The following is a 21733-nucleotide window of genomic DNA, read 5'->3' as shown; positions in this document are numbered from 1 at the left end:
GTCACGTCCATCACGCTTTCGTCCGCGGGCGCCCGTCCGGCGGCGAACCTCGGGGTGGTGCCGGACGTCGTACGGATAGGGGGATGTGGCTTGCAAGCTCGGTCCAAGGTTGTCAGCAAAAGTCGATATGGTCGCGGATATGCCAAATGAACCCACCGGTGAGCGGTTGCTCGCCCGCCGCTACCGCCTGGTGACCCAGGTCGGCCGGGGCGGCATGGGGACGGTCTGGCAGGCGCACGATGAGGTCCTCGGTCGTGACGTTGCGGTGAAGGAGGTCATCCTCCCGCATGGTCTCACCGATGAGGAACGCGCCGTGCACCACAAGCGCACGTTCCGTGAGGCCCGTACCGCCGCGCGGCTCGGCCACCCCGGCGTCGTGACGGTCTACGACGTCGTCGAGGAGGACGACCGCCCCTGGATCATCATGGAGCTGATCAAGGCCCGCTCCCTGGACCAGGTGATCAAGCAGGACGGCCCGCTGGAGCCGCGCCGGGCCGCCGAGATCGGCCGGCAGATGCTCGCCGCGCTGCACGCCGCGCACGGCGCCGGCGTGCTGCACCGCGACGTCAAGCCGAGCAACGTGCTGATCACCGGCACCGGCCGGATGGGCGAGCGCGCCGTGCTCACCGACTTCGGCATCGCGACCGCCGCCGGGGACGCGACCCTCACCCAGACCGGTCTGGTGATGGGCTCGCCCGCCTACATCGCGCCCGAGCGCGCGCGGGGCCGCGTCGCCGGCCCGGCGTCCGACCTGTGGTCGCTCGGCGTCACGCTGTTCGCGATGCTGCACGGCCGGTCCCCGTTCGAGCGGCCCGAGCCGATGGCCGCGCTGGTCGCGGTGATCTCCGAGGAGCCCGACCCGCCGGAGAAGGGCGGCCGGCTCGTCCCGGTGATCGAGGGGCTGCTGCGCAAGAACCCCGACCAGCGGATGGACGCGATCGAGGCCGGTGCGCTGCTGGACGCCATCGTCCGGCAGGAGAGCATCGACACGCAGCGCACCATGGCCGTCGAGTTCTCCGCGGACGACCTCGCCGACCCGCAGGGCACCGTCCAGGACACCGCCTACCGGTCGCGGCCGTACGCGGAGGCCTACGCCGAGCCGTACCCGGAGACGTACGCGCCCGACCAGCCGCTCCCGGAGGAGATGGAGGAGTCGGGCGGCCGCCCGGAGGCTCCCGAGTCGGCTCCGTCCGCGTCGGCCCCGCAGGCGCCCGCGTCCGAGCAGGCCCAGGAGGCGCGCCCAGACCAGCTGACCAGCCTCGACCTCCCCTCCGCCGCGACCCGCGCGGCGAAGAAGGGCGGCCCGGGGACCCCGCCGCCACCGCCGACCCACGCGACCCGGGCGAGCGCGGAGAACCCCGGCGAGACCGCGCCCGACCCGGACCGGGTCACCTCCTGGCGCTCCGGGCCGCGCACCCAGCCCGCCGGCGCCGTCCGCGCCGGCCAGGGCCCGCCCGAGCAGCCCGGCCCGGCCACGCACTTCCCGCCGACGACGCACCATCCGTCCGCGCGGCCCGCGCTGGCCGCCAACCGGAACGTGCTGATCGTCGCCGCGATCGTGCTGGTCATCATCGTGGTCGTCGCGAGCATCGCCCTCGCCAGCGGCGGCGGGGAGGACACGCCCGCCCGCAAGGAGGGCGCCACCACTCCCTCCAGCGCCGGTGCGACGCCGTCGACGCTCGCCACGTCCGCGTCGTCGAGCGTGTCACCGAGCACCCCGACGAGCGCCTCGCCGAGCGGCGGGCTGCCCGCCGGGTTCACCCTGCACGAGGACGGCAGCGGCTACGCCGTCCCCGTCCCGAAGGGGTGGAGCGGCCCGGAGCGCAAGCAGGGCGGCGACTACTTCTACTCGCCCGACCGCAAGGTCTACCTCCAGATCGACCAGACCGACGACCCGGGCGACAGTGCGATCGACGACTGGCGGCGGCAGGAGCGCGGCGGTGCCGGGTTCCCCGGCTACAAGCAGATCAAGATCGCTCCCACCGGCGACCAGCCGCCCGTGCCCGACACCGGCGACGGCGACGACTCGGCCGACTGGGAGTTCACCTACAACGGCGACGGGGGCCGGGTGCACATCCTGAACCGCGGGTTCGTGGCGAACGGGCACGGCTACGCCATCCTCCTGCGCGCGCCGGACGCCGCCTGGGCCAAGGTGTTCGCCGAGCTGCAGCCGGTCTACGCGTACTTCAAGCCCGCGGACGACTGATGGACGGCCGCCTCCTCGCCGGTCGGTACCGGCTCGAATCCGTGGTCGGACGCGGCGGCATGGGCACCGTGTGGCGCGCCCGCGACGAGACCCTCGACCGCGACGTCGCGGTCAAGGAGGTCGTGCTGCCCGCCGGGCTGAGCGACGGGGACCGGGAGAACCGGCACCGCCGGACGCTCCGCGAGGCCCGCGCGTCGGCCCGGTTGAACCATCCGGGCGTCGTGACCGTACACGACGTCGTGGACGAGGACGACCGGCCGTGGATCGTCATGGAGCTGGTGCGGGCCCGCTCGCTCCAGGAGATCGTGGACGAGGACGGGCCGCTGCCGCCCGGCCGCGTCGCGGCGATCGGCCGGCAGATCGCGGGGGCGCTGCGCGCGGCGCACGCGATCGGCATCCTGCACCGCGACGTCAAGCCCGCGAACGTGCTGGTCGCGGGCGACGACCGGGCCGTCCTGACCGACTTCGGCATCGCCCAGCTCGCGGGCGACGCCACCCTCACCGGCACCGGGCTGATCATGGGGTCGCCGGCCTACATGTCGCCGGAGCGGGTGAACGGCGACCCGGCGATCCCCGCGTCCGACCTGTGGGCGCTCGGCGCCACCCTCTACGCGGCGACCGAGGGACGGGCGCCGCACCACCGCAGCGACGCGATGGCCGTCCTCGCGGCCGTGATGACGCAGGACGTCCCGCCGCCGCGCAACGCCGGGCCGCTCGCGCCCGTCCTCACCGCGCTGCTGGAGCGCGACCCGGTGCGCCGGCTGAGCGGCGACCGGGCGGAGGAGGCCCTCAGGGCGGTCGAGGCGGGCCACGCCGCCGATCTGGCCGCCGCGGACCCGACGACCGCGCAGCAGCCCGTGCCGTTCCAGGCCCCGGCCCCCGTCCCCGCCCCGGCCCCCGTTCCGGCCCCGGCCCCCGTTCCGGCCGCGCCGGGCATGACCGCGCCGTTCCCGCCCGGCCCCGGGGGGCCGCAGGGCACGGCGGCCGGGTACGCGCCCGTACCGCCGCCGATGCCGCCCGCCCCGCAGGTCCCCGCCCCGCCGCGCAAGCGGTCGGCGTTCCTGCCGGTCCTCGGGGGCATCGCCGCGGCGGCGGTGATCTTGTCGGTCGCCGGGGTCGTGCTGTGGATGAACCGCCCCTCGTCGCCGGGCGACTCGGACCTGACGCCGAAGCCGCCCGCCGCCGAGGGCGGGCCGTCCGGCACGCAGAGCCCGCGGAGCACGCAGAACCCGCAGGACCCGCAGACCGGCGCGCCGCCGTCGCGGCCCGCCGCGGGCTCGACGGCCCTGCCGCCCGGGTTCGTCCGGTCGGTCGGCAACGGCTTCACGATCGGCGTCCCGCGCGGCTGGGTGCGGGCGACGCGCGGCAACAGCACCGTCTGGACCGACCCCGCGTCCTCCGCCTACATCCAGGTCGACCAGACGATCTGGACCGGGAACCCTTACGACCACTGGGTCGTCTGGGAACGAGAGGCCATCGCCGACGGCAAGCTGAAGGACTTCCGGCGGGTCGGGGAGATCACCCGCACGACCGTCGCGGGCCACCCCGCCGCCGACATCGAGTTCACCTGGACCCGGAGCACCGGCCTCACCCGCGCCCGCGACCGGGGCGTGATCATCGACGGCCGGCCGTACGCGGTGGTGGTGGCGGTTCCCGCGTCCCAGTGGAACGGGAGAGAGCCGTTCGTGAAGAATGTGCTCGACACGTTCCGTCCCTCCGGGGTGGGATGACCGATGGGGGGACTCTTCAGACATGGCACAGGCACGTCTGCTCGGTAACCGCTACCGGCTGGACTCGGTGGTCGGCCAGGGCGGCATGGGCACCGTGTGGCGCGCCTTCGACGTCATGCTGGACCGCGAGGTCGCGGTCAAGGAGGTCGTGTTCCCGCCGGGCCTGACCGAGGACGAGCGCGCCATCCTGTACGAGCGGACGTTCCGGGAGGCGCGGGCGTCGGCGCGGCTCAACCACCCCGGCGTCGTGACCGTCCACGACGTGGTGCAGGAGGGCGACCGGCCCTGGATCGTGATGGAGCTGGTCTCCGCCCCGTCGCTGCAGGACGTCATCGAGCGCGGCACGCTCGACCCGCGCCGCGTCGCCGACATCGGCCTGCAGATGCTCGGCGCGCTGCGGCACGCCCACGAGAAGGGCATCCTGCACCGCGACATCAAGCCCAGCAACGTGCTGGTCACCGATTCCGGCCGGGTGGTGCTCACCGACTTCGGCATCGCGCAGATGGAGGGCGACGCGACGCTCACGCAGACGGGCCTCGTCATGGGCTCGCCCGCCTACATCCCGCCGGAGCGGGCGCAGGGCGAGCGGGCCGTGCCCGCGTCGGACCTGTGGGCGCTCGGCGCGACCCTGTACGCGGCGGTCGAGGGCCGGTCCCCCTACGAGCGGTCGGACGCGATGTCGTCGCTGCAGGCCGTGCTGACCGAGCCGGTCCCGGTGGCGCGGCACGCGGGGCCGCTCGCCCGGGTGCTGGACGGGCTGCTGGCGCGCGAACCCGTGCACCGGATGACCGCCGCGCAGGCGCAGCCGCTGCTCACCAGGGTCGCGGCGATGCCCGCCCCGTCCCGTCCGGCGCCGTCCCGTCCGGCCCGGCCGCCGGCGCCGCCGCAGCCGCGCCCGCAGCCGCAGCCGCCGAGCGAGACGGTGATGGACGAGCCGTCCACGCGGCGCCGCCCGGCCGCCCGAGTCGAGGACGCGGCCGAGACCGTCCTGGACCCGGCCGGCTTCAACGAGCCGGTGACCCGCCTCGATCCCCCCGAGCCCGATCCGGTGACCCGCCGCGATCCCGGCCCGGGCCCCGCCGGTGCCGGTGAGCGGAACGCGCAGACTTTACTGCAGACGGAGTGGGCGCCGCCGCCGTCCAGGCCGAACGCGCCGTCCAGGTCGAACGACCCGCCGCAGACGCCTCCGCCGTGGGAGCAGCCGCAGCAGTACTCGAACTGGCAGCAGCCGCAGCCCCCGGCGCGCCCGGCCGCCGCACCGGGCGGTGAGCGCCACAGGACGGTGCTGGTCGTCACGGTCGCGGTGATCCTCGTCGTGGCCGCGGTGCTGCTGGGGGCCTTCATCCTGCGCGGCAAGCTGCGCTCGAACGCTCAGGCGGAGCCGATGCCGAGGCCGGTGAGCTGTGCCCCGTTCGCGGTGACCGACGGCTGCTCGGACACCACGTCCGTCATCACCATGTAGGGGAGCGTCAGCGGCGGCGGGCTCTCCGGGGTGAAGGTCAGCGGGATCCCGAGCAGCTTGGACGACATCTTCGTCGTGTACATCACGACGTCGCCGGTCAGCGTGAGGCTGGGCGTGCGCGTCCGCGACGCGGCCCCGCCGCGCGCGGACGTCGTCTGCTTCACGTTCTTCAGGACGGCCTTGGACATGCTGAACTTCAGCGCCTTCACCGTCCCGCCCGCCGAGGGCAGCGACGCGACCCCGTCGTAGCTGAGGCCCGACATCGTCAGCGAGTCGGCCCGCAGCGTCGACGCGCCGGTGTAGACGCGCGTCCCGGAGCCGGCGGCCGGCTTGGAGGCGGCCTGCCCGCCCTTCGCCCGGCAGGCCGGGTCCTTGCTCGACCGCAGGTCCTGGAGCAGCTTGCGGAGTTTCTCCTGGGACAGCCCGGCGCCGTTCGCGGGGACGTCCGGGCAGGCCGCCGCACCACCACTGGTCGACGGGGCGCTCGTCTTCGGATCCGGGGTCGGAGCGGGCTTCGCGGTGGGGGCGGTGCTGGGAGCGGCCGGACTGGGCGTCGTGGCGGGGGCCGTGGGCGCCGACCCGAAGGGCGGCGTGGGCCAGGGGGCGAGCAGCGGGAGGCCCAGCACGGCGGGGAGCGCGATGGCGGTCAGCCGCCCGCCGTGCCGAGCCGTCCGGTGCGCCGGGGCGGCGGGCCGCGCGGGTGCGGCGGGGGACCAGGCGAAGCCGAGGGCGCCGCCGACCAGGCCGAGCAGCAGCCCGACGAAGAACCCGCCGAAGTTGGACGTCAGGAACGACGCCAGCGCCAGCAGCACGGCGAGGACGCCGTAGAAGGTGCGCTGGGCGGGCTGCACCCACATCAGCACGCCGGCCGTGACGAGCAGCGCGCCGATCAGCCAGCTCGCCACCCCGGCCATGCCCTGGTGGATGACGAGCGGCAGCGGCGCGAGCGGGATCGCGATCAGCTCCAGCCCGCCGAGGACGGCGAACAGGCCGCCCCAGAAGGGCCGCGTCCGCCGCCAGCGGCGGAATCCGTGCCGGGCCGGCGGCTGGTGGGTTCCGGCGGAGTCCATGGCGCTCAGAAGCACTCGTCGCCGAGCTTCATGCTGAGGTCGCTCAGCTTGAAGGTGCCGGCGGTGGTGGCCCACGCGACCTGCTTGACGTTGCGCAGCTCGATGCTGGACGCCTGCTGGCCGAACATGCCCGCCGGGCCCTTGGCGCCGTCCGGGCCCCGGTCCAGGGTGCTGGCGTCCCGGCCGATCTCGATGTCGGAGAACGTGGCGTCGGCGTTGAGCTGCTCCACGTCCAGCACGAGGTCGGACGCCTCGACGGGCGTGTCGCCGGTGCCGGCGGTCAGCCGCAGCGTGAACGGGCCGACCTTCACCGACTGGCACATGTTGCGGATCTGCGCGGTCTTGATCCCGGAGATCTGCACCGGGTGCTTCGCGCCGTCCTTGCCCGAGTCGACCCCGCCGTACTGGACGAAGCCCTGCCCGGTGAGGGAGTCGGCGCTGACCTTGAAGCTGCCGCCGGAGACGGCGAAGGAGGAGGCGATCGCGCCCTGCGCGGTCATGAAGGCGAGGGCGCCGGCGCCGATCGCGGCGGGGACGGCGAGGGCGGCGAACCGCTTCCAGCGCACGCGGCCGACCGGGGCCGCACCGGCGGCGTCGGCGGAGTCGGGGGATTCGGTCATGGGGGTTGCTCCTGGGGGTCTCGGCGGGCCGGGCAGGGGGTCCCGGCGGCACCGGTCGATCTCGTGACGGTGAGTGCAAGTTACTACCAAGTACTTACTTGCGGCAAACCTCAGAAGGGTGCCGGAAGGTAAAGGATCGGGTCCTTTACCTGCGAAGTCTCTTGAACTCGATGTCAATAGGGCCGGTGGCGATCAACCACTACCAACTACCAAGCGTGATCGTCACGGGCCATAGATCCCGGGCCGCACGGGCCGAAAGTCCCGAATCGGCGGGAGGAACCGGAGGAATCGGCGGGTCAGCTACCCGCGGTGAAGGCGTCCACGGCGAGGCGCAGCTCGCGGACGTGGCGTTCGAGGGCGTCCACCGGCGCGTCGCCGTCCGCCCGCACCGCGGCGAGCTCGCCCTCCACCTTGGCGAGCCGCTCGTCCAGCGCCGCCAGCAGCCGCTCGCAGCCCGCGAAAGCGCTCTCGGCGTCGTCGCCGCCGAGCGTGCTGCGCAGCAGCCGCGCCTGCTGCTTGAGCTCCAGGTTGCGGCGGTGCAGGTCGACGAAGACCGACACCTTCGCGCGCAGCAGCCACGGGTCGAACGGCTTGGTCAGGTAGTCGACGGCGCCGGCCGCGTAGCCCCGGTACGCCTGCTCGCCGGCGCCGCCGCCCGCGGTCAGGAAGATGATCGGGATGTCGCGGGTGCGCGGCCGCGACTTGATGTGCTCGGCCGTCTCGAAGCCGTCCATCTCCGGCATCACGACGTCCAGCAGGATGAGCGCGAAGTCCTCGTTGAGCAGTTCCTTCAGGGCCGCCTGCCCGGACGTGACGGGCACGACCTCCACCGGCAGCGCGTCGAGCACGGCCGCGAGGGCGGTCAGATTCTCCTCGCGGTCGTCGACGGCCAGGATCCTCGTGTCGCTCGGCACTGGACTCCTCAACGTCGGTGGTGGCCTGTGCCGTCCAGCCTGTCATGCTCCCGCCGACGGCAACAGTGAATCGATGCAGAGTAAATTTCTATGGCAGCCAGCCCGGTTTGACCAACCCGGACTCGTAGGCGAACACCACCAGCTGCGCCCGGTCGCGGGCGCCGAGCTTCACCATCGTGCGGCTGACGTGCGTCTTCGCGGTCGCCGGGCTCACCACGAGGCGGGCCGCGATCTCCTCGTTGGACAGTCCCTCCCCGACCAGCGCCATGACCTCGCGCTCCCGGTCGGTCAGGGCGTTCAGCCGCGGCGACGGCGCGGGCTCCTTGGCCCGCGCGGCGAACTCGGCGATCAGCCGCCGGGTCACGCTCGGCGACAGCAGCGCGTCCCCGGCCGCGACGGCCCGGACGGCGTGGATCAGCTCCACCGGCTCGGTGTCCTTCACCAGGAAGCCGCTCGCGCCGCCGCGCAGCGCCTCGAACACGTACTCGTCCAGCTCGAACGTGGTCAGGATCACGATCTTCACGCCGTCGAGCCGCTCGTCGGCGGCGATCCGGCGGGTCGCCGCGAGCCCGTCCAGGCCCGGCATGCGGATGTCCATCAGGATGACGTCGGGCCGCAGCCGGCGCGCCCCCGCGACCGCCTCCTCGCCGTCGCTCGCCTCGCCGACCACCTCGATGCCCGGCTGCGCGTCCAGCAGCGCGCGGAACCCGGCCCGGACGAGCACCTGGTCGTCGGCCAGCATCACCTTGATCACCGCACACTCCCTCCGGCCCCGCCCGCGTCCCCTCCGGCCGCGTCTCCTTGGGCCGCGCCGTCCTCCTCCAGGGGAAGCTCGGCCCGCACCCGGAACCCGCCGCCCGGCCGCGGCCCCGCGTCGAACGTCCCGCCGAGCGCGGCGGCGCGCTCGCGCATCCCGCGCAGGCCGCTGCCGCCCGGCCGGTCGTCCAGCAGCGGCGCGCCGCGCCCGTCGTCGTCGACCCGGACCACGATCTCGTGTTCACCGTAGGCGATCCGGACCCGCGCCGTCACCGGCCCGGGACCGGCATGCCGGGTCACGTTCGTCAGCGCCTCCTGGACGATCCGGAACGCGGCGAGGTCGGTGTTCGCGTGCAGCGGCCGCCGGTCCCCGGTGATCTCGGCGTCGACCGCGAGCCCGGCGGACCGGGCCCGGTCCAACAGCTCGTCCAGCCGGTCCAGCCCGGCGGTGGGCGCGCGCGGCGCGGTCTCGCCCTCGGCGCGCAGCGCGCCGATCACGCCGCGCATCTCGGTGAGCGCCTCCTTGCTCGCGTCCTTGATCGCGGCGAGCGCCGTCCGCGCCTGCTCGGGGTGCTGGTCGATGAGGTGCAGCGCCACCCCCGCCTGGACGTTGATCATCGAGATGTTGTGCGCCAGGACGTCGTGCAGCTCGCGGGCCATCCGCAGCCGCTCCTCGCTGGCCTGGCGGCGCTCCTCCTCGGCCCGGGTCCGCGCGGTCTCGGCGGCGCGCTGCGCCCGCATCCGGATGAGCTCGCCGCCGATCAGCACCACCAGCGCCCAGCCGACGACGAAGCTCGACCCGCCGAGCGTCGGCTCCTCCACCGGGAAGGGCCCGTCCTGCCCGCGCTCGGCGGCGGGCACCCCGATCAGCGCGGTGAGGGAGAAGAACGCGGCGAGCCCGAGGCCCGTGCCGGCCCAGGTCAGCAGCCGGTGCCCGGCGGCGATCGCGGCGATCATCGCGACGGCCAGCGCGAGCGGCGCCGGGCCGTAGGTATAGGCGCGCAGGAAGTACAGCGCGGTCACGCCCGCGACCGCGCAGACGGTGAACACCGGGTTGCGGCGCCGCAGCAGCAGGAGCGCGGGGCCGCCGAGCAGCAGCGCGAAGCCGAGCGCGTCGAGGTCGGTGTGCCCCAGCTCGGACGTCCCGCCGCCGTGGTCCCAGGGCGGGCCGCCGCCGGAGCGCTCGCCGCCGGACGGGCCGCCGCGCTGCGCGCCGAGCGACCCGGCGAGCTGGATGAGGGCCACCAGGACCGGGATCACCCAGACCGGCCAGGTGCCGGGGCGCGGCCAGCCGGCGTGGCCCGGCGGGCGCGGCGGTGAGGTGCTCATGCCTGCACGGTAAGTCATCGAGGTCGGGCGGCACGTCGGCCGCCGGGAGTGCGCGCCGCTACTCCCCGGGAGGTACCCGGCGGAGCCGGACGCCACCGGAGGTCTCAGCCGGTCCAGCGGACGGGCAGATGGGCGAAGCCGTGCCGGGCGCTGGACCGCAGCGGCACCGGCTCGCCCGCCAGGCGCGGCAGCCCGGGGCGTTCGAGCAGCGCGACGAGCATGGCGCGCAGGTGCACCCGCGCCAGCCGCGCCCCCAGGCAGGCGCGGTGCCCGAACCCGAAGCACAGGTGCGGCCGGGGGGACTGGACGAACCGGTCCGCGGCGAACCGCCCGGGGTCGGGGAACTTCTCGCCGTCGTGGTTGGCCGAGACCAGCCACAGCGCGACCTGCTCGCCGGGCAGCAGCGGCACGCCGCCGACGGTCGTCGCGCGCAGGACCGTCCGCCACACCTGGAGCACCGGCGTCCACCAGCGCAGCATCTCCTCGACGGCGCTGTCGACCAGCGCGTCGTCGTGCTGCTCTTCCTGGAGCCGGACGTACTCGGCGGGGTGGCGCAGCAGCGCGTACAGGCCACCTGCGAGGGTGTTGCGCAACGTCTCGGGCAGCTCGCACGCGACCTCGCAGACGAAGTCGACCGGCTCCTGGGGCGGGATGCGGGCGAGCATGGCGCGCGCGGGCGGGTCCATGTCGATGTGCGCCGCGCTGTCGATGTTCACCGCGCTGTGCGCGCTCCCAGAAGGGACGTCGGCCGGAGGCGCGTCGGTGCCGCTCTCGGTGCCGCTCACGGGGCCGTGCAGCGGGCCGTCCATCTGCGGTGCGAAGAGTTCGGGGTGCGTCAGGGCGTGGTGGACGTCGGAGTAGCGCAGCACCGCCCAGGCGCCGGGCTGCCCGGCGGTGCGCTCGTCCAGCCAGACCACCGGCGTCCGCGCCCTGAGCCGTTCGAGCCGGTCGTGCGGGATCCCGCCGGCGTGGGCGTCCGCGCGGCCGAGGGCTCCGGCGGCGGAGATCGGCGGCGCGCCGCGCCGTTGCGGCATGGGGTACCTCCTCTCCGAGGCAGACGCTAACGCGTCACGGCCGAGCCCTGAAAGGGCCGGATTCGGCCGTCCCCCATGCGCGGGGGGCTGCTGCGCCGCGCGGGGCGTGCGGGTCAGCCCGCGAGCCACTCCCCGGTCTCGACGCTGACCAGCCCGTGCCGGGCCGCCTCGATCACCGCCTCCCGCTGCGAGTGGACGCCCAGCTTGGACAGCACGCTCTGCACGTGGCTGCGCGCGGTGCTGCGGGTGACCCCCATGGCCTTGGCCAGCGCCTGCGTGGACTCGCCGCGGGCCAGCCGGGTCAGCACCTCGCGCTCGCGCGGGGTGAGGAACCGCGCGACCTTCTGCGCGCGGCTGCTCGGGCGGGCGCCGCCGCGCAGCGCCGCCTGGTCGATCACGACCTCGCCGGCCGCGACGCGGCGCAGCACGGCGAGGATGTCGCCGGCCTGCTGGCCCTTGTGCGCGAACCCCCGCACGCCCGCCGCGACGCCCTCCTCCAGCACCGGCTGCTCCAGGAAGCCGGTCAGCACGACGAACTTGGTGTGCGGGGACGCGGCGCGCAGCCGCGGCATCCAGTCGAGCGCGGTGCCGGACGGGAACCGCAGGTCGATCAGGCAGACGTCGGGCTGCCGGGAGCGCAGCACCGGCAGCACGTCGGCGGGGGAGTAGGCGACCCCGACGACGCTGTGCCCGGCGTCGGCCAGCACGAGCGAGAGCGACTCGGCGAAGACCGCGTGGTCGTCGCAGATGATCATTCTCATGGGTGCGGCCGCCAGTCGTCGACGAACGCGTCGGCGGCGCCGCCGGACGCGACCGGCTCGGGGGGCGGCGCCGCCGGCAGCAGCATCCGCACCCGCGCCCCGCCCATCTCGCAGGTGCGGATCTCCAGGCTGCCGCCGTAGCCGGAGATGAGGTCGTGCACGATGCCGAGCCCGAGCGAGGCCAGACCGGGCCGGGCCCGCCCGCGCCCCGGGCGGCCGGGGGCGCCGGGGCGCCCGCCCGCGCCCGCGCCGAAGCCGGGGCCGTCGTCGTCGACCTGGATGACGACCCACCCCTGGTCGGCCTCGACGCGCACGTCGACGCGGCCCGCCGCGACGCGGCACGCGTTGTCGAGGACGTTGCGGACCGCGCGCCACAGGGCGACCGGGTCCATGTGGGCCCAGGCCTCGCCGCCGGCGAAGTACACCTCGTGCCGCGTCGCGAGCCGCATGCCGGTGACGACCTCGGCGGTCAGCTCATCGACCCGGAGCCGCTCGGGGCCGGGCAGCGGGCGGCCGTCCGCCCCGTCGCCGGTGTCGTCCTCGTCGAGCCGGCGCAGCAGGTGGTCGAGCCAGCGGGTCTCGCCGAGCAGCTGCTCGATGCGGGCCCGGCTGGTGTCGCCGACGTCCTCCGCGACGACGACGGCCGAGGCCAGCATGATGATGGTGCCCAGCTCGTGCCGGATGTCGTGGCGGAGCCGGCGCCGCCACAGCACCTGCTCGCCCCGCCCGGCGGGGTGGCCGCCGTCCGGCGTGCCCGCGAGCGTCCCCGCGCCCGCGAGCGTGCCCGCCCCCGCGAGCGTGCCCGCCCCCGCGAGCGTGCCCGTTCCCGCGCCCGCGCCCGCGGGCCCCGCGGAGGCGTCCGCCGGGGAGGACCGCGCCCGTCCGTTGTCCATGGAAATCCCCCGTCCGCTATTCCAGCACCCCATAGACGGTCACCCGGCCTCCCGGTACATGTCCAGTCAATTGGCCGCAACAGACCGGTGCCTGTCCAGAAGTGGACATGTGCCCCACCAGGGCAAACTCAGTGCTTTGTTGGAACGTCTCAGTCAGGTTTGTCAGTTCGTCCCGTGACTTTTCTTTCATACCGGTGGCGTAGCCGCTTTGCGCATTCCGGTGGGTGCGCCGGCGGGCGCGCGGCGGGACAGTCGGACCATGCCGACGGTCACATTTCTCGGACATGCGGGGGTGGCGGTGGACGCGCAGGCGTTCCACCTGCTCGCGGACCCGTGGCTCGCCCCGACCGGGGCCTTTCTCGGAGCCTGGCACCAGTATCCGAGAAACGATCATCTGAATCCGGACGCGGTGCTCGACGCCGACTGGGTCGCCGTCTCGCACGAGCATCTAGATCATTTCGACCCGTGGGTCATCGCCCGCCTTCCAGTGCGAACCCGGATCCTCATTCCGCGTTATCCCGGACCCGCCTTCCGGGAACGCATGGCGGCCGCCGCCGGTGGCCGCCAGGTAATCGAGATCGAGCCCTGGGGGAAATACCCGCTTGACAATCGCGGGTCCTGGATCACGGTGATTCCTGAACTGTCGCCTATGTGCCACGATGCCGCCTTTCTCATCGTGGCGGACGGGCGCGGGATCCTGCACTGCAACGACGCCCGGCTCACCGCCGCGCAGGCCCGCCGCGCCAAGCACCTCGCCGGCGACCGGCTCGACCTGATGGCGCTGCAGACGTCGGGGGCGTCCTGGCACCCGATCTGCTACGAGTACCCGGCCGCCGAGATGGCCGAGCTGTCCATGGCCAAGCGGATCTCCAAGCTGCGCGCGACGCAGCGGCTCGTCCGGCAGACCGAGCCGGAGCTGGCCGTCCCGTTCGCGGGCCCGCCGTGCTTCCTGGACGCCGAGGTCGAGCACCTCAACTGGGTGCTCGGCCAGGTGGACGGCGCGTTCTGCGACCCGGAGGTCTCGACGGCGTGGCTGCGCGAGCACCTGCCGCGGCAGCGCTGGGAGCACTTCCTGCCCGGCGACGCGATCGACCTGGACACCGGCGAGATCACCCGCGACCCGGTCTCGGCGGAGTTCTCCTTCGCCGACGCCGACCGCGGCGACTACCTCAAGCGCTACGCCGCCGACCGCGCGCCCGCCCTCGCCGAGGTGCTCGCCGAGTACCCCGAGCCGGGCTCCGGCCTGTTCGACCGGTTCGCCGCCCACTTCACCTACCTGGGCGGCCTCAGCGACTACTTCCGCCGCCGCATCGCGATGATCGTCCGCTTCGAGATCACCGGGCCCAACGGCGGGACGTGGGACGTCGACTTCGGCGAGGACGGCGTCACCGTGGCGGCCGCGGCCCCGGACGTCCGCCCGCACTACCGGATCACCACCGCCGGGCGCTGGCTGGACGCCGTCCTCAGCGGCCGGATGGCCTGGGAGGACCTGCTCATCTCGTTCCGGCTCAGCCTCTACCGCGACCCGGACGTCTACAACGACCACCTGGTCGGCCTGCTCAAGCACGCCAACGCGCCCGCGCTGGAGGCCGTCGAGGAGTACGAGACGGGGCGGGACGAGTCCGAGCGCATCACCGTCGCCTGCGACGGCGCCCGCTACGACATCCCGCGCTACTGCCCGCACGCCGGCGAGGACCTCTCCGTCGGCGCCGTCGTCCGCGACGGCCGGATCCACTGCCTGGCCCACAACTTCGCCTTCGACCTGGCCACCGGCGAATGCCTCAACGCCCGAGCCGCCAACCTGACCAGCCGCGAAATCCCCTAGACCCCACGTCCCAAGGGCCGGGCGCTCCCGCGCCGCCCGGCCCTTAACGCTGGACGGGCAGTCCGTAACAAGGGGATTACGTCTTGTGTGCGGGGAAGCGTTCTGGTCCAGGACGTAGATCATCGTGTGTTACGTTTGACCTGCGTTTCTGGGGGTTTTGAAGGGGTGCGGGACTTGAACCGCAAGAAGCTCGGCCTGCTGGCCGTCGCGTTCGTTCTGGTCGTCGGTGCGATGGAGATGGCGGCCTTGAAGATCGGGTCGTTCGACTTCCCGGTGCCGTCCGGCGCACAGCATCCGGCCGTCGCCGACAACCCGGGCGGGAGCTAGTCAGCTTCCGAGATTGCGGGCCCGCATGATGCTCTGCAGGTCGGGGTGCTTCCCGCCGGTCGCGTCGGCGAGCGTGGGGCAGGCCCACTCGTCCTGGCGGCCCCAGGAGTAGGAGATCTCCAGCGGCGGGCGCGGCGCGAGCCGGTCCCAGCGGGCGAGGATCTCGCGGAACTGGGTCCGCGTCGGCAGCCAGTACTGCTTGTCGCCCTTGGCGCAGCCCTGCCCGAAGGCCTGGAAAACGGGCGCGACCCTGTCGCGCGGGATGCCGGCGGCGTCCGCCATCCGAACCATCCGGTCGATGGCCCCGATGTCGCAGCGCTCGCGGGTGTCGGCCGACCCCTTGCACGGGTACGGGTCGAGGCCGACCAGGTCGACGCCGACGCGCTTCGGCGCGAGCTGCTTCATCGGCCAGTCGGTCAGCGAGATGAACGAGACCTGGCCGGACGCGTGGCGCTCGATGTACTCGGCGCGGCGGCGGATCTCCCCGGCGACCTCGGGGCAGTCGCCGGCGTTCGGCTCGTCCGACAGGTACCAGCCGTACACCTTCGGGTCGCGCCCGAACCGCTGCACGGCCTGCTGGAACGCGTCCCAGCCGAGCTCGAAGTCGCCGCAGGTGAAGTTGCCGACCCACAGCAGCGCCTGCATCCCGGCGGGGACGCCGGCGACGAGGGCCGGGTCGGCCTTCACATCAACCAGGTCGTAGCCGAGCGCCTTCAGCCGCGGGTAGTCGGCGGGCTGGGTGTTCAGCGCGATCCGCCGCGTCGGCGGGGGATGGGCGGCGGGCGTGCCGGGCGAGGCGAGCGGCCCCCGGTAGGGCTGGTAGCCGGCCCTCCGGTGCCCGACGTAGAAGAGGAACCCGGCGACCAGGACGACCGCGGTCACGATGGCCCAGATCCGGAACCGGACGTCCCGGATGTCCATGCTTCCTCCCCGATGGCTGCTGGTCAGGCGGCGGAGCCGGGCTCCTCCGCGGGACGGACGGGCTGCTCGGCGCCGGACCCGGCCGCGCCCGCGTCCCGCCGGAGCGGCGGCAGCGGCGGCAGCGGGATGCCGAGGATGTGCTTGACCGTGTCCCACAGCGCGCCGAACGTGGCGCGCATCGACGGGTCGCGCAGGTAGACGGCGTCCACCGCGACCCGCGCGGGCACGATCCGCCCGATGTAGTTGGCGAGGTCGACCTCCTCGTCCGGCCCGAGGACGTCGAAGTCGCGCAGCCGCACCTCCGACACCCCGGTCAGTCCGGGCCGGTGGTCGAAGACCCAGCGGCAGTCGGCGGCGTAGTGGACGGCGAGGTCGTAGGTCTCCGGGCGCGGCCCGACGAGCGTCATCTGGCCGCGCAGCACGTTCACCAGCTGCGGCAGCTCGTCCAGCGACCACTGCCGCAGCAGCTTGCCGACCTTCGTGAGGCGCGGGTCGCAGTTGGCCGTGACGGTGAGGCCGCCGACGCCCTGCCGCATGGTCCGGAACTTGTACATGGTGAACGGCCGGCCGCCCTGCCCGACCCGCGTCTGCCGGAACACGCCGGGACCGGGGCTGGACAGCCGCACCAGCACGTAGATCAGCAGCAGCGGGACGCTCAGCAGCAGCAGCCCGGTGAGCGCGCCGGCGACGTCCAGCACGCGCCGCGGCCTGGACGGCGGGACCCCGCCGGACGGTTCGAGGGGACGGCTCGCGAGCTCGGACATGATCACCCCTTGGTCTCGGATACGGAGGGTCGAGAGGGCGCGGGGTCCTCGTGTGCGGGATCCTCGGGTGCGGGCTTCTTGACGCGCTGGAACCAGACCAGCAGCGCGGCCGTGGTGGCGACGAACGACACGGACGTGGCGACGGCCGCGCCGATCGCGCCGTGCGTCGGGATCAGGACGGCGCCGAGGACGACGACCACCAGCAGCCCGATGCCCTGCCCGGTGGACGCGGCGCCGGGCCGTCCCACCCCGTACAGATAGGCCATGATTAGCCCGGTCACGCCGAACGTGACGACGCCGGCGAGCCGGATGTAGGTGGGCACGACCGCGTCGTCGAACACGTCCCCGAACACCCAGGGCAGCGCGGTCCCGGCGATCAGCGCGAGCGGCAGCGCGGCGAGCGCCGACACCGCCAGTGCGGGCAGGATCAGGCGGGACGTCCGCTTCGTCGCCGTCTCCCGGTCCTCCTTGGCGAAGTCGGGGTACAGGACGTAGTTGACCGCGAGCCCCGGCAGCTGCACCAGCTCGGCGAACTTGCTCGCGACCGTGTACACGCCGAGCACCTTCGGCCCGGCGAGCGCGCCGAGCAGCGCCATGTCGAAGCGCAGCTGCAGCAGGTCGATGAGCTGGCCGAGGTAGCCGCGGAACCCGTACCCGGCGATGGAGCGGCCGAGCCGCCGGTCGGCGCGCCCCCAGCCCCGGAAGAAGCCGCGCCGGGCGAGCCGCCGGGCGATCCACGCGGCGGCGGCGACGTCGGCGAGCACCAGCCCGGTGATCAGCGCGCCGGGCCCGTACCAGCCGGTCAGGATCACCAGGTAGATGGGCAGGAACACGAACTCCTCGACGGCGATGGCGAGGCTCGCGCCGTGCTGGTCGTCCGTCCCCTGGAGCAGGCCCTTGCCGACCGACACGAAGCCCTGCGTGAAGGACGGCGCGGCGGCGGCGACCGCGATCCACATCCCGAACGACTTGAAGAACACCAGGTAGAACAGGGGGCTGAGGGCCAACCACCCGATTCCAGAGATGGTCGCGCCGATGACGGTCAGCCAGGCGAGGGTGGGCCGCACCCGGCGCTGGTCGTAGTCGCCGCGGGCGAGGAAGAACGGCGCGGCGCCGGGCAGGCCCGCGCTGGACAGCTGGCACAGCAGCCCCGGCAGGATCCGGACGAGCGTGAACGCGCCGACGAGCTTCGGCCCGCCGACCCGCGCGACGAGGATCGTCGCGATGCCGAGCGACCCGAGCGCCCCGATCCGCCCCGCCATGTTCCCCGCGACGAGCGCCAGCAACCGCCCCCGCAGCCGTCCGGCCTCCGCGGCGGGCGCGGCGACGGCCCGAGACTGGGTGTCGGTCATGGCCCCTCCTGGGTTTCGTCCAGCCGGCGGTTGGCGGGGGTTCCAGGGGGTCGCCCCCCTGGGCGGTACAGATCAAGCGCGGCGATGAGGCCGAAGATCGCCCAGCCGTGGCGGTAGTGGAGGGTCTCGTAGAAGAGTCCGGAGATGAGGAAGACGGCGATCAGCGCGCCGAACAGTTCGGGGCGGGGGACGAGTCGCGCGTACTCGCCGGTCAGCGCGTCCCGGCGGGCGATCCGCACGCACTTCAGCAGCAGGACGAACACCAGCGTGATGAGCGCGATCCCGCCGAGGAAGCCGCGCTCCAGGACGGCGGCGACGTAGTCGTTGTGCGCCTCCCGCACGTACGTCTCCTGCCGCACCAGCATCTGCTTCTCGGTCTGGCCGGGTCCGATGCCCCACGGGTGCGGCTGGGCGTCGATCATTTGGAGGGTGGTGGCGAGGACGGTGCTGCGCGAGTTGGTGCTCTCCCCGGTCGTCCGGCCGATGGAGTCGCGCAGGATCGGGGACGCCTGGCTCGCCTGGTCCAGGAGCGGCTGGACGTTCACCGCCGACACGACCGTGGCGGCGCCGCCGCCGACGACCACGGCGAGCGCGCCGACCGCGATGGCGTGGTGCGCCTTGCCCTCGCGGAACAGCCGGAACAGGTAGCCGAGCAGGATCGCGATGGTCAGCGCGAGCAGCCCGCCGTTGGAGCCGGTCAGGATCTCGGCGGTGAGCAGGGCGCCGCAGACCGTCCACCGCTTCCAGGCCGTCTCGGGGAAGCGGCTCGCGCGGGCGATGAAGAAGACGCAGATGAACCAGTTGGACGCGTAGTTGGCGTCGCCGAAGGTGAACATCGCGCGCTCACCGTCGACCTGCTTGCCCGACAGCGCCTCGATCCCCAGCACGAAGCCGACGATCATCACGATGGCGTAGCACGTCCCGATCCAGACGAAGGCGCGGAGGGCGAGCCTCATGAGGGACGTGTCGCGGCCGAAGTTCGCGATCGCGACCGCCCACAGCAGCACGAACAGGTCCTTGACGAGCGTCAGCGCGCCCGCGTCGTTGACGATCGCGGCGATGCCGCCCGCGATGATCGTCAGCAGGGTGGGGATGAGGAACGGCCAGTAGACCGGCAGTTTCCGGGTGCCCGCCCACAGCAGCAGGGTCCCGGTGACGGCGACGAGCGCGAGGTCGGGCAGTCCCGTGTTGCCCGGCCCCGGCGGCAGGCCGGCCGGCATCAGCATCGGCAGTGAGGCGATGCCCGCGACGAGCGTCACGGCCGTCAGCCGCGTGCCGCGCTTCAGCGGCGCGGCCGCGGTCGCGGTCGGTGCGGCGGGCGGTGCCTCGATGGTCGCGGTCATGGGCGCGCGGAGTTCCCTCGGTAGGTCTCGTCGAGGACGGTCCCGAGGTGCTCCGGCGAGAACCACGCGCCGACGCGGGCGCGGGCGCGCTCGGCCATCCGCGCGGCGGCGGACGGGTCGTCCAGCAGCGCCGCCACCGCCGACGCGAGGCCCTCCGGGTCCTCGGGGCGCACGAGCATCCCGGTCTCACCGGCGAGCACCAGGTCCTGGTTGGACGGGACGGCCGTCGCGACCAGCGGGATCCCCGCCGCGATCGCCTCGACCAGCACGCACGGGAGCCCCTCCCAGCGGCTCGCCATCGCCATCACGTCGAACGCGGGCAGCACGCCGGCGACGTCGTCGCGGTGCCCGAGCCAGCGCATCCGCTCGGCGATGCCGAGCTTGGCCGTCAGCCTCGCCAGCTCCTCGGCCATCGGCCCGCCGCCGACCCACAGCCCGAACACGTCGTCCGGCAGCCGCGCGATCGCCTTCGCGAAGACCTCCGGGCCCTTCTGGTACGTCAGCCGCCCGACGGACCCGACGACCTTCACGCCGAGCGGCAGGTCGAGGCGGCGGCGGGCCTGCGCGCGGGAGCCGGGCGCGGCGGCGTAGGCGTCCACGTCCACCGCCGGCCACGACAGCCGCACCCGCTCCGGTGTCGTCAGCCCGAGCCGCAGCGCCGTCGTCACCGTCTCCGACCCGATCGCGAGGAACGCGTCGGTGCGCTTGGCGGCGATCCGCTCGAGACCTATATATACGCGTCGCCGTGCCCACGACTGGAACTCGTTGAACGGGAACCCGTGCCAGGTGTGCACGATGCGCGGGACCCCGGCGCGGGCCGCCGCCACCCGGCCGATCACGCCGCCCTTCGCGCTGTGCGTGTGGACGACGTCGTACCGCCCCTCCGCCAGCACCCGGGTCAGCGTGCGCAGCGCGGCCAGGTCGTCGCGCGGCGAGATCTGCGGCACCAGCGGCCCCACCTGGACGATCTCCATCCCGGCCGCGTGCGCCGCGGGAGTGAGGTCACCGGCGGCGGCGTTCGCGACGGCGTCGTCCCCGTAGAGGACGCTGTTTCCCGTGGACGCTGCCGTGCTGTCCATGCCGACGCCGCCGGTGACGATCGCGCGCTCGTAGCCGCCGTCCGGGAGGGCGAGCGCGCCGTTCAGCGCGACCTGCCCGGCCCCGCCGTTGAAGCGGGTGATCACCGTGGCGACTCTGAGCTTGTTCGTGCTGGGCTTCCTCGTGCTGGTCATGCGCACCTCACAGGCCGGGCGGGGCGGGGTCGCACCCCGCGCCGCAGAGGCAGTTCGGTCCGGGCGGCGGCGGGTCGCCGGACGGCTCCGCCCGCCGGACCGGGTGGTACTCGGGGAGCAGCCGGCGCAGCAGCAGCCGGACCGCGTCGCAGTCGCCGGCGCCGGCCGCCGCCTCCAGCTCGTCCAGCAGCTGCGGGAGCCCGGCGGGCGGCGCCGCGGGACGGGTCGCCCAGATCTTCGGGTGCGCGGTGCGGATCCGGCGCTCGGAGTCGGCGAACGCCTTCTCCGCGAGCTTCTCGCCCGGCCCGAGCCCGCTGAAGCGGATCGTCACCTCCGGCAGCCGCAGCTGCTCGGCGTACCGGTGCACGAGCTCCACCACCGGGACGGGGCGGCCCATGTCGAGGACGAACGTCTCCGCCTCCTCCGCCATCGCCGCCGCCTCGATCAGCAGCCCCGCCGCCTCCTCCACGGTCATGAAGTGCCGCGCCACCTCCGGGTGGCCGATCGTGACGACCTCGCCGGAGGAGATGCGGTGCGCGAGCACGGTCAGCAGCCGGCCCGCGCCGCCGATCACGTTGCCGACGCGGACGGCGGCGAAGCACGTCGGGCCGGGCGTCGCCGTCCGCAGCAGCAGCTCGCCGAGCCGCATCGTCGCGCCGAGCACCGAGGTCGGGTCGGCGGCCTTGTCGGACGAGACGAACACCAGCCGCTCCGCGCCGTGCCGCACCGCCGCGTCGATCACGTGCCGGGTGCCGAGGACGTTGTGCGCGGCGCCCCGGCACGGGTCCCGTTCGAGGTCGGCCAGCTCGTTGCGGCCCGCGGTGTGGAACACCAGGTCGGGGCGGGCCGCCGCGACGACCTCGCCGACCCGGTCGGCGTCCCGCACGTCGGCCTCGGCGAGCGTGACGCCCTCCACGCCGTGCCGGGCGAGGTCCCTCCCGACGTCGGCGAGGCCGCCGCCGTCGCGGTCGAGCAGGCACAGCGCGGCCGGTTCGAGCAGCCCGACCTGGTGGCACAGCGCCCGGCCGACCGTCCCGCACGCCCCGGTGACCAGCACCCGCCGGCCGCGGACCAGCCGCCGCCCGCGATGCGGCGCCATGGCCACCTCGTCCCGCCCCATCAGCAGGGCGAGCGGGCTGGCCGGGGCCGGCGCGGGGGCCTGCGGGCCGCGGCGCGGCAGGAACCTCCGCACGG

Annotated in this window: 19 protein-coding genes; 5 read left to right on the top strand and 14 right to left on the bottom strand. The window is 74.1% G+C overall.

The genetic code is table 11. From position 1 onward, the window contains the following. Positions 1-139: 139 nt before the first annotated feature. Genes HUT06_RS44950 through HUT06_RS36670 form a run of 3 tightly spaced genes read left to right on the top strand, consistent with a single transcriptional unit; the run spans position 140 to position 5398 of the window. Positions 140-2206: a serine/threonine protein kinase gene (locus HUT06_RS44950; RefSeq protein WP_254715577.1), complete on the top strand. Its 2067-nt coding sequence runs from the start codon at positions 140-142 to the stop codon at positions 2204-2206. Continuing rightward, a complete protein-coding gene (locus tag HUT06_RS36675; protein WP_176199913.1) occupies positions 2206-3936 on the top strand; it encodes a serine/threonine-protein kinase in 1731 nt (576 codons plus the stop codon). The genes HUT06_RS44950 and HUT06_RS36675 overlap by 1 nt, the downstream gene beginning before the upstream one ends. A gap of 22 nt (positions 3937-3958) precedes the next feature. Next, on the top strand, positions 3959-5398 hold the full coding sequence (locus HUT06_RS36670) for a serine/threonine-protein kinase (RefSeq protein WP_176199912.1): 1440 nt from the start codon (positions 3959-3961) through the stop codon (positions 5396-5398). On the opposite strand, the gene HUT06_RS45405 is transcribed toward HUT06_RS36670, so the two are convergent. From HUT06_RS45405 to HUT06_RS36630, 8 genes are all read right to left on the bottom strand, one after another. After that, positions 5308-6468: a DUF6114 domain-containing protein gene (locus HUT06_RS45405; protein ID WP_176199911.1), complete on the bottom strand. Its 1161-nt coding sequence runs from the start codon at positions 6466-6468 to the stop codon at positions 5308-5310. The two genes, HUT06_RS36670 and HUT06_RS45405, sit on opposite strands and share 91 nt — an antisense overlap. Before the next feature lie 5 nt (positions 6469-6473). Continuing rightward, the gene (locus tag HUT06_RS36660) at positions 6474-7088 is read right to left on the bottom strand and encodes a DUF6230 family protein (protein WP_176199910.1); all 615 of its coding nucleotides are present in this window, start codon (positions 7086-7088) and stop codon (positions 6474-6476) included. A gap of 296 nt (positions 7089-7384) precedes the next feature. Beyond that, entirely contained in the window at positions 7385-8002 is a 618-nt protein-coding gene (locus tag HUT06_RS36655; RefSeq protein ID WP_176199909.1) for a two-component system response regulator, read from the bottom strand. Between the two features lie 88 nt (positions 8003-8090). After that, complete coding sequence (locus HUT06_RS36650; protein ID WP_138642147.1) at positions 8091-8756, bottom strand: response regulator transcription factor; 666 nt, start codon at positions 8754-8756, stop codon at positions 8091-8093. Continuing rightward, on the bottom strand, positions 8753-10087 hold the full coding sequence (locus HUT06_RS36645; protein ID WP_176199908.1) for a sensor histidine kinase: 1335 nt from the start codon (positions 10085-10087) through the stop codon (positions 8753-8755). Before HUT06_RS36645 ends, HUT06_RS36650 begins: the two co-directional genes overlap by 4 nt. Positions 10088-10191: 104 nt before the next feature. Continuing rightward, positions 10192-11121: a cytochrome P450 gene (locus tag HUT06_RS36640; protein WP_176199907.1), complete on the bottom strand. Its 930-nt coding sequence runs from the start codon at positions 11119-11121 to the stop codon at positions 10192-10194. A 113-nt stretch (positions 11122-11234) separates the two neighbouring features. Next, positions 11235-11882, bottom strand: a complete 648-nt coding sequence (locus HUT06_RS36635; RefSeq protein ID WP_176199906.1) for a response regulator transcription factor — start codon at positions 11880-11882, stop codon at positions 11235-11237. Next, positions 11879-12775, bottom strand: a complete 897-nt coding sequence (locus HUT06_RS36630) for an ATP-binding protein (protein WP_176199905.1) — start codon at positions 12773-12775, stop codon at positions 11879-11881. The genes HUT06_RS36635 and HUT06_RS36630 overlap by 4 nt, the downstream gene beginning before the upstream one ends. A gap of 649 nt (positions 12776-13424) precedes the next feature. On the opposite strand from HUT06_RS36630, the gene HUT06_RS36625 reads away from it, so the two are divergent. Next, positions 13425-14600, top strand: a complete 1176-nt coding sequence (locus HUT06_RS36625) for a Rieske 2Fe-2S domain-containing protein (RefSeq protein ID WP_254715576.1) — start codon at positions 13425-13427, stop codon at positions 14598-14600. Positions 14601-14774: 174 nt separating this feature from the next. Beyond that, entirely contained in the window at positions 14775-14927 is a 153-nt protein-coding gene (locus HUT06_RS36620) for a hypothetical protein (protein WP_176199903.1), read from the top strand. Here the strand turns inward: HUT06_RS36620 and HUT06_RS36615 are convergent, their stop codons facing one another. The 6 genes from HUT06_RS36615 to HUT06_RS36590 are packed head-to-tail and all read right to left on the bottom strand — an operon-like array spanning position 14928 to position 21731. Further along, positions 14928-15848, bottom strand: a complete 921-nt coding sequence (locus HUT06_RS36615; RefSeq protein WP_176199902.1) for a hypothetical protein — start codon at positions 15846-15848, stop codon at positions 14928-14930. 23 nt (positions 15849-15871) lie between these two features. Further along, positions 15872-16612 carry a sugar transferase gene (locus tag HUT06_RS36610; protein ID WP_176199901.1) on the bottom strand — a complete coding sequence of 247 codons (741 nt, stop codon included), beginning with the start codon at positions 16610-16612 and terminating at the stop codon, positions 15872-15874. Positions 16613-16614: 2 nt separating this feature from the next. Next, entirely contained in the window at positions 16615-17964 is a 1350-nt protein-coding gene (locus tag HUT06_RS36605; protein WP_176199900.1) for a lipopolysaccharide biosynthesis protein, read from the bottom strand. Then, positions 17961-19307 carry an O-antigen ligase gene (locus HUT06_RS36600; RefSeq protein WP_176199899.1) on the bottom strand — a complete coding sequence of 449 codons (1347 nt, stop codon included), beginning with the start codon at positions 19305-19307 and terminating at the stop codon, positions 17961-17963. The genes HUT06_RS36605 and HUT06_RS36600 overlap by 4 nt, the downstream gene beginning before the upstream one ends. Further along, entirely contained in the window at positions 19304-20539 is a 1236-nt protein-coding gene (locus HUT06_RS36595) for a glycosyltransferase (RefSeq protein ID WP_176199898.1), read from the bottom strand. The genes HUT06_RS36600 and HUT06_RS36595 overlap by 4 nt, the downstream gene beginning before the upstream one ends. A gap of 7 nt (positions 20540-20546) precedes the next feature. After that, a complete protein-coding gene (locus HUT06_RS36590; protein WP_176199897.1) occupies positions 20547-21731 on the bottom strand; it encodes a polysaccharide biosynthesis protein in 1185 nt (394 codons plus the stop codon). Positions 21732-21733 lie beyond the last annotated feature (2 nt).

The organism is Actinomadura sp. NAK00032 (assembly GCF_013364275.1).
Classification (GTDB): Bacteria; Actinomycetota; Actinomycetes; order Streptosporangiales; family Streptosporangiaceae; genus Spirillospora.
Note: the sequence above shows the minus strand (reverse complement) of the source record. Positions and strands in the feature narration are given on the sequence as shown.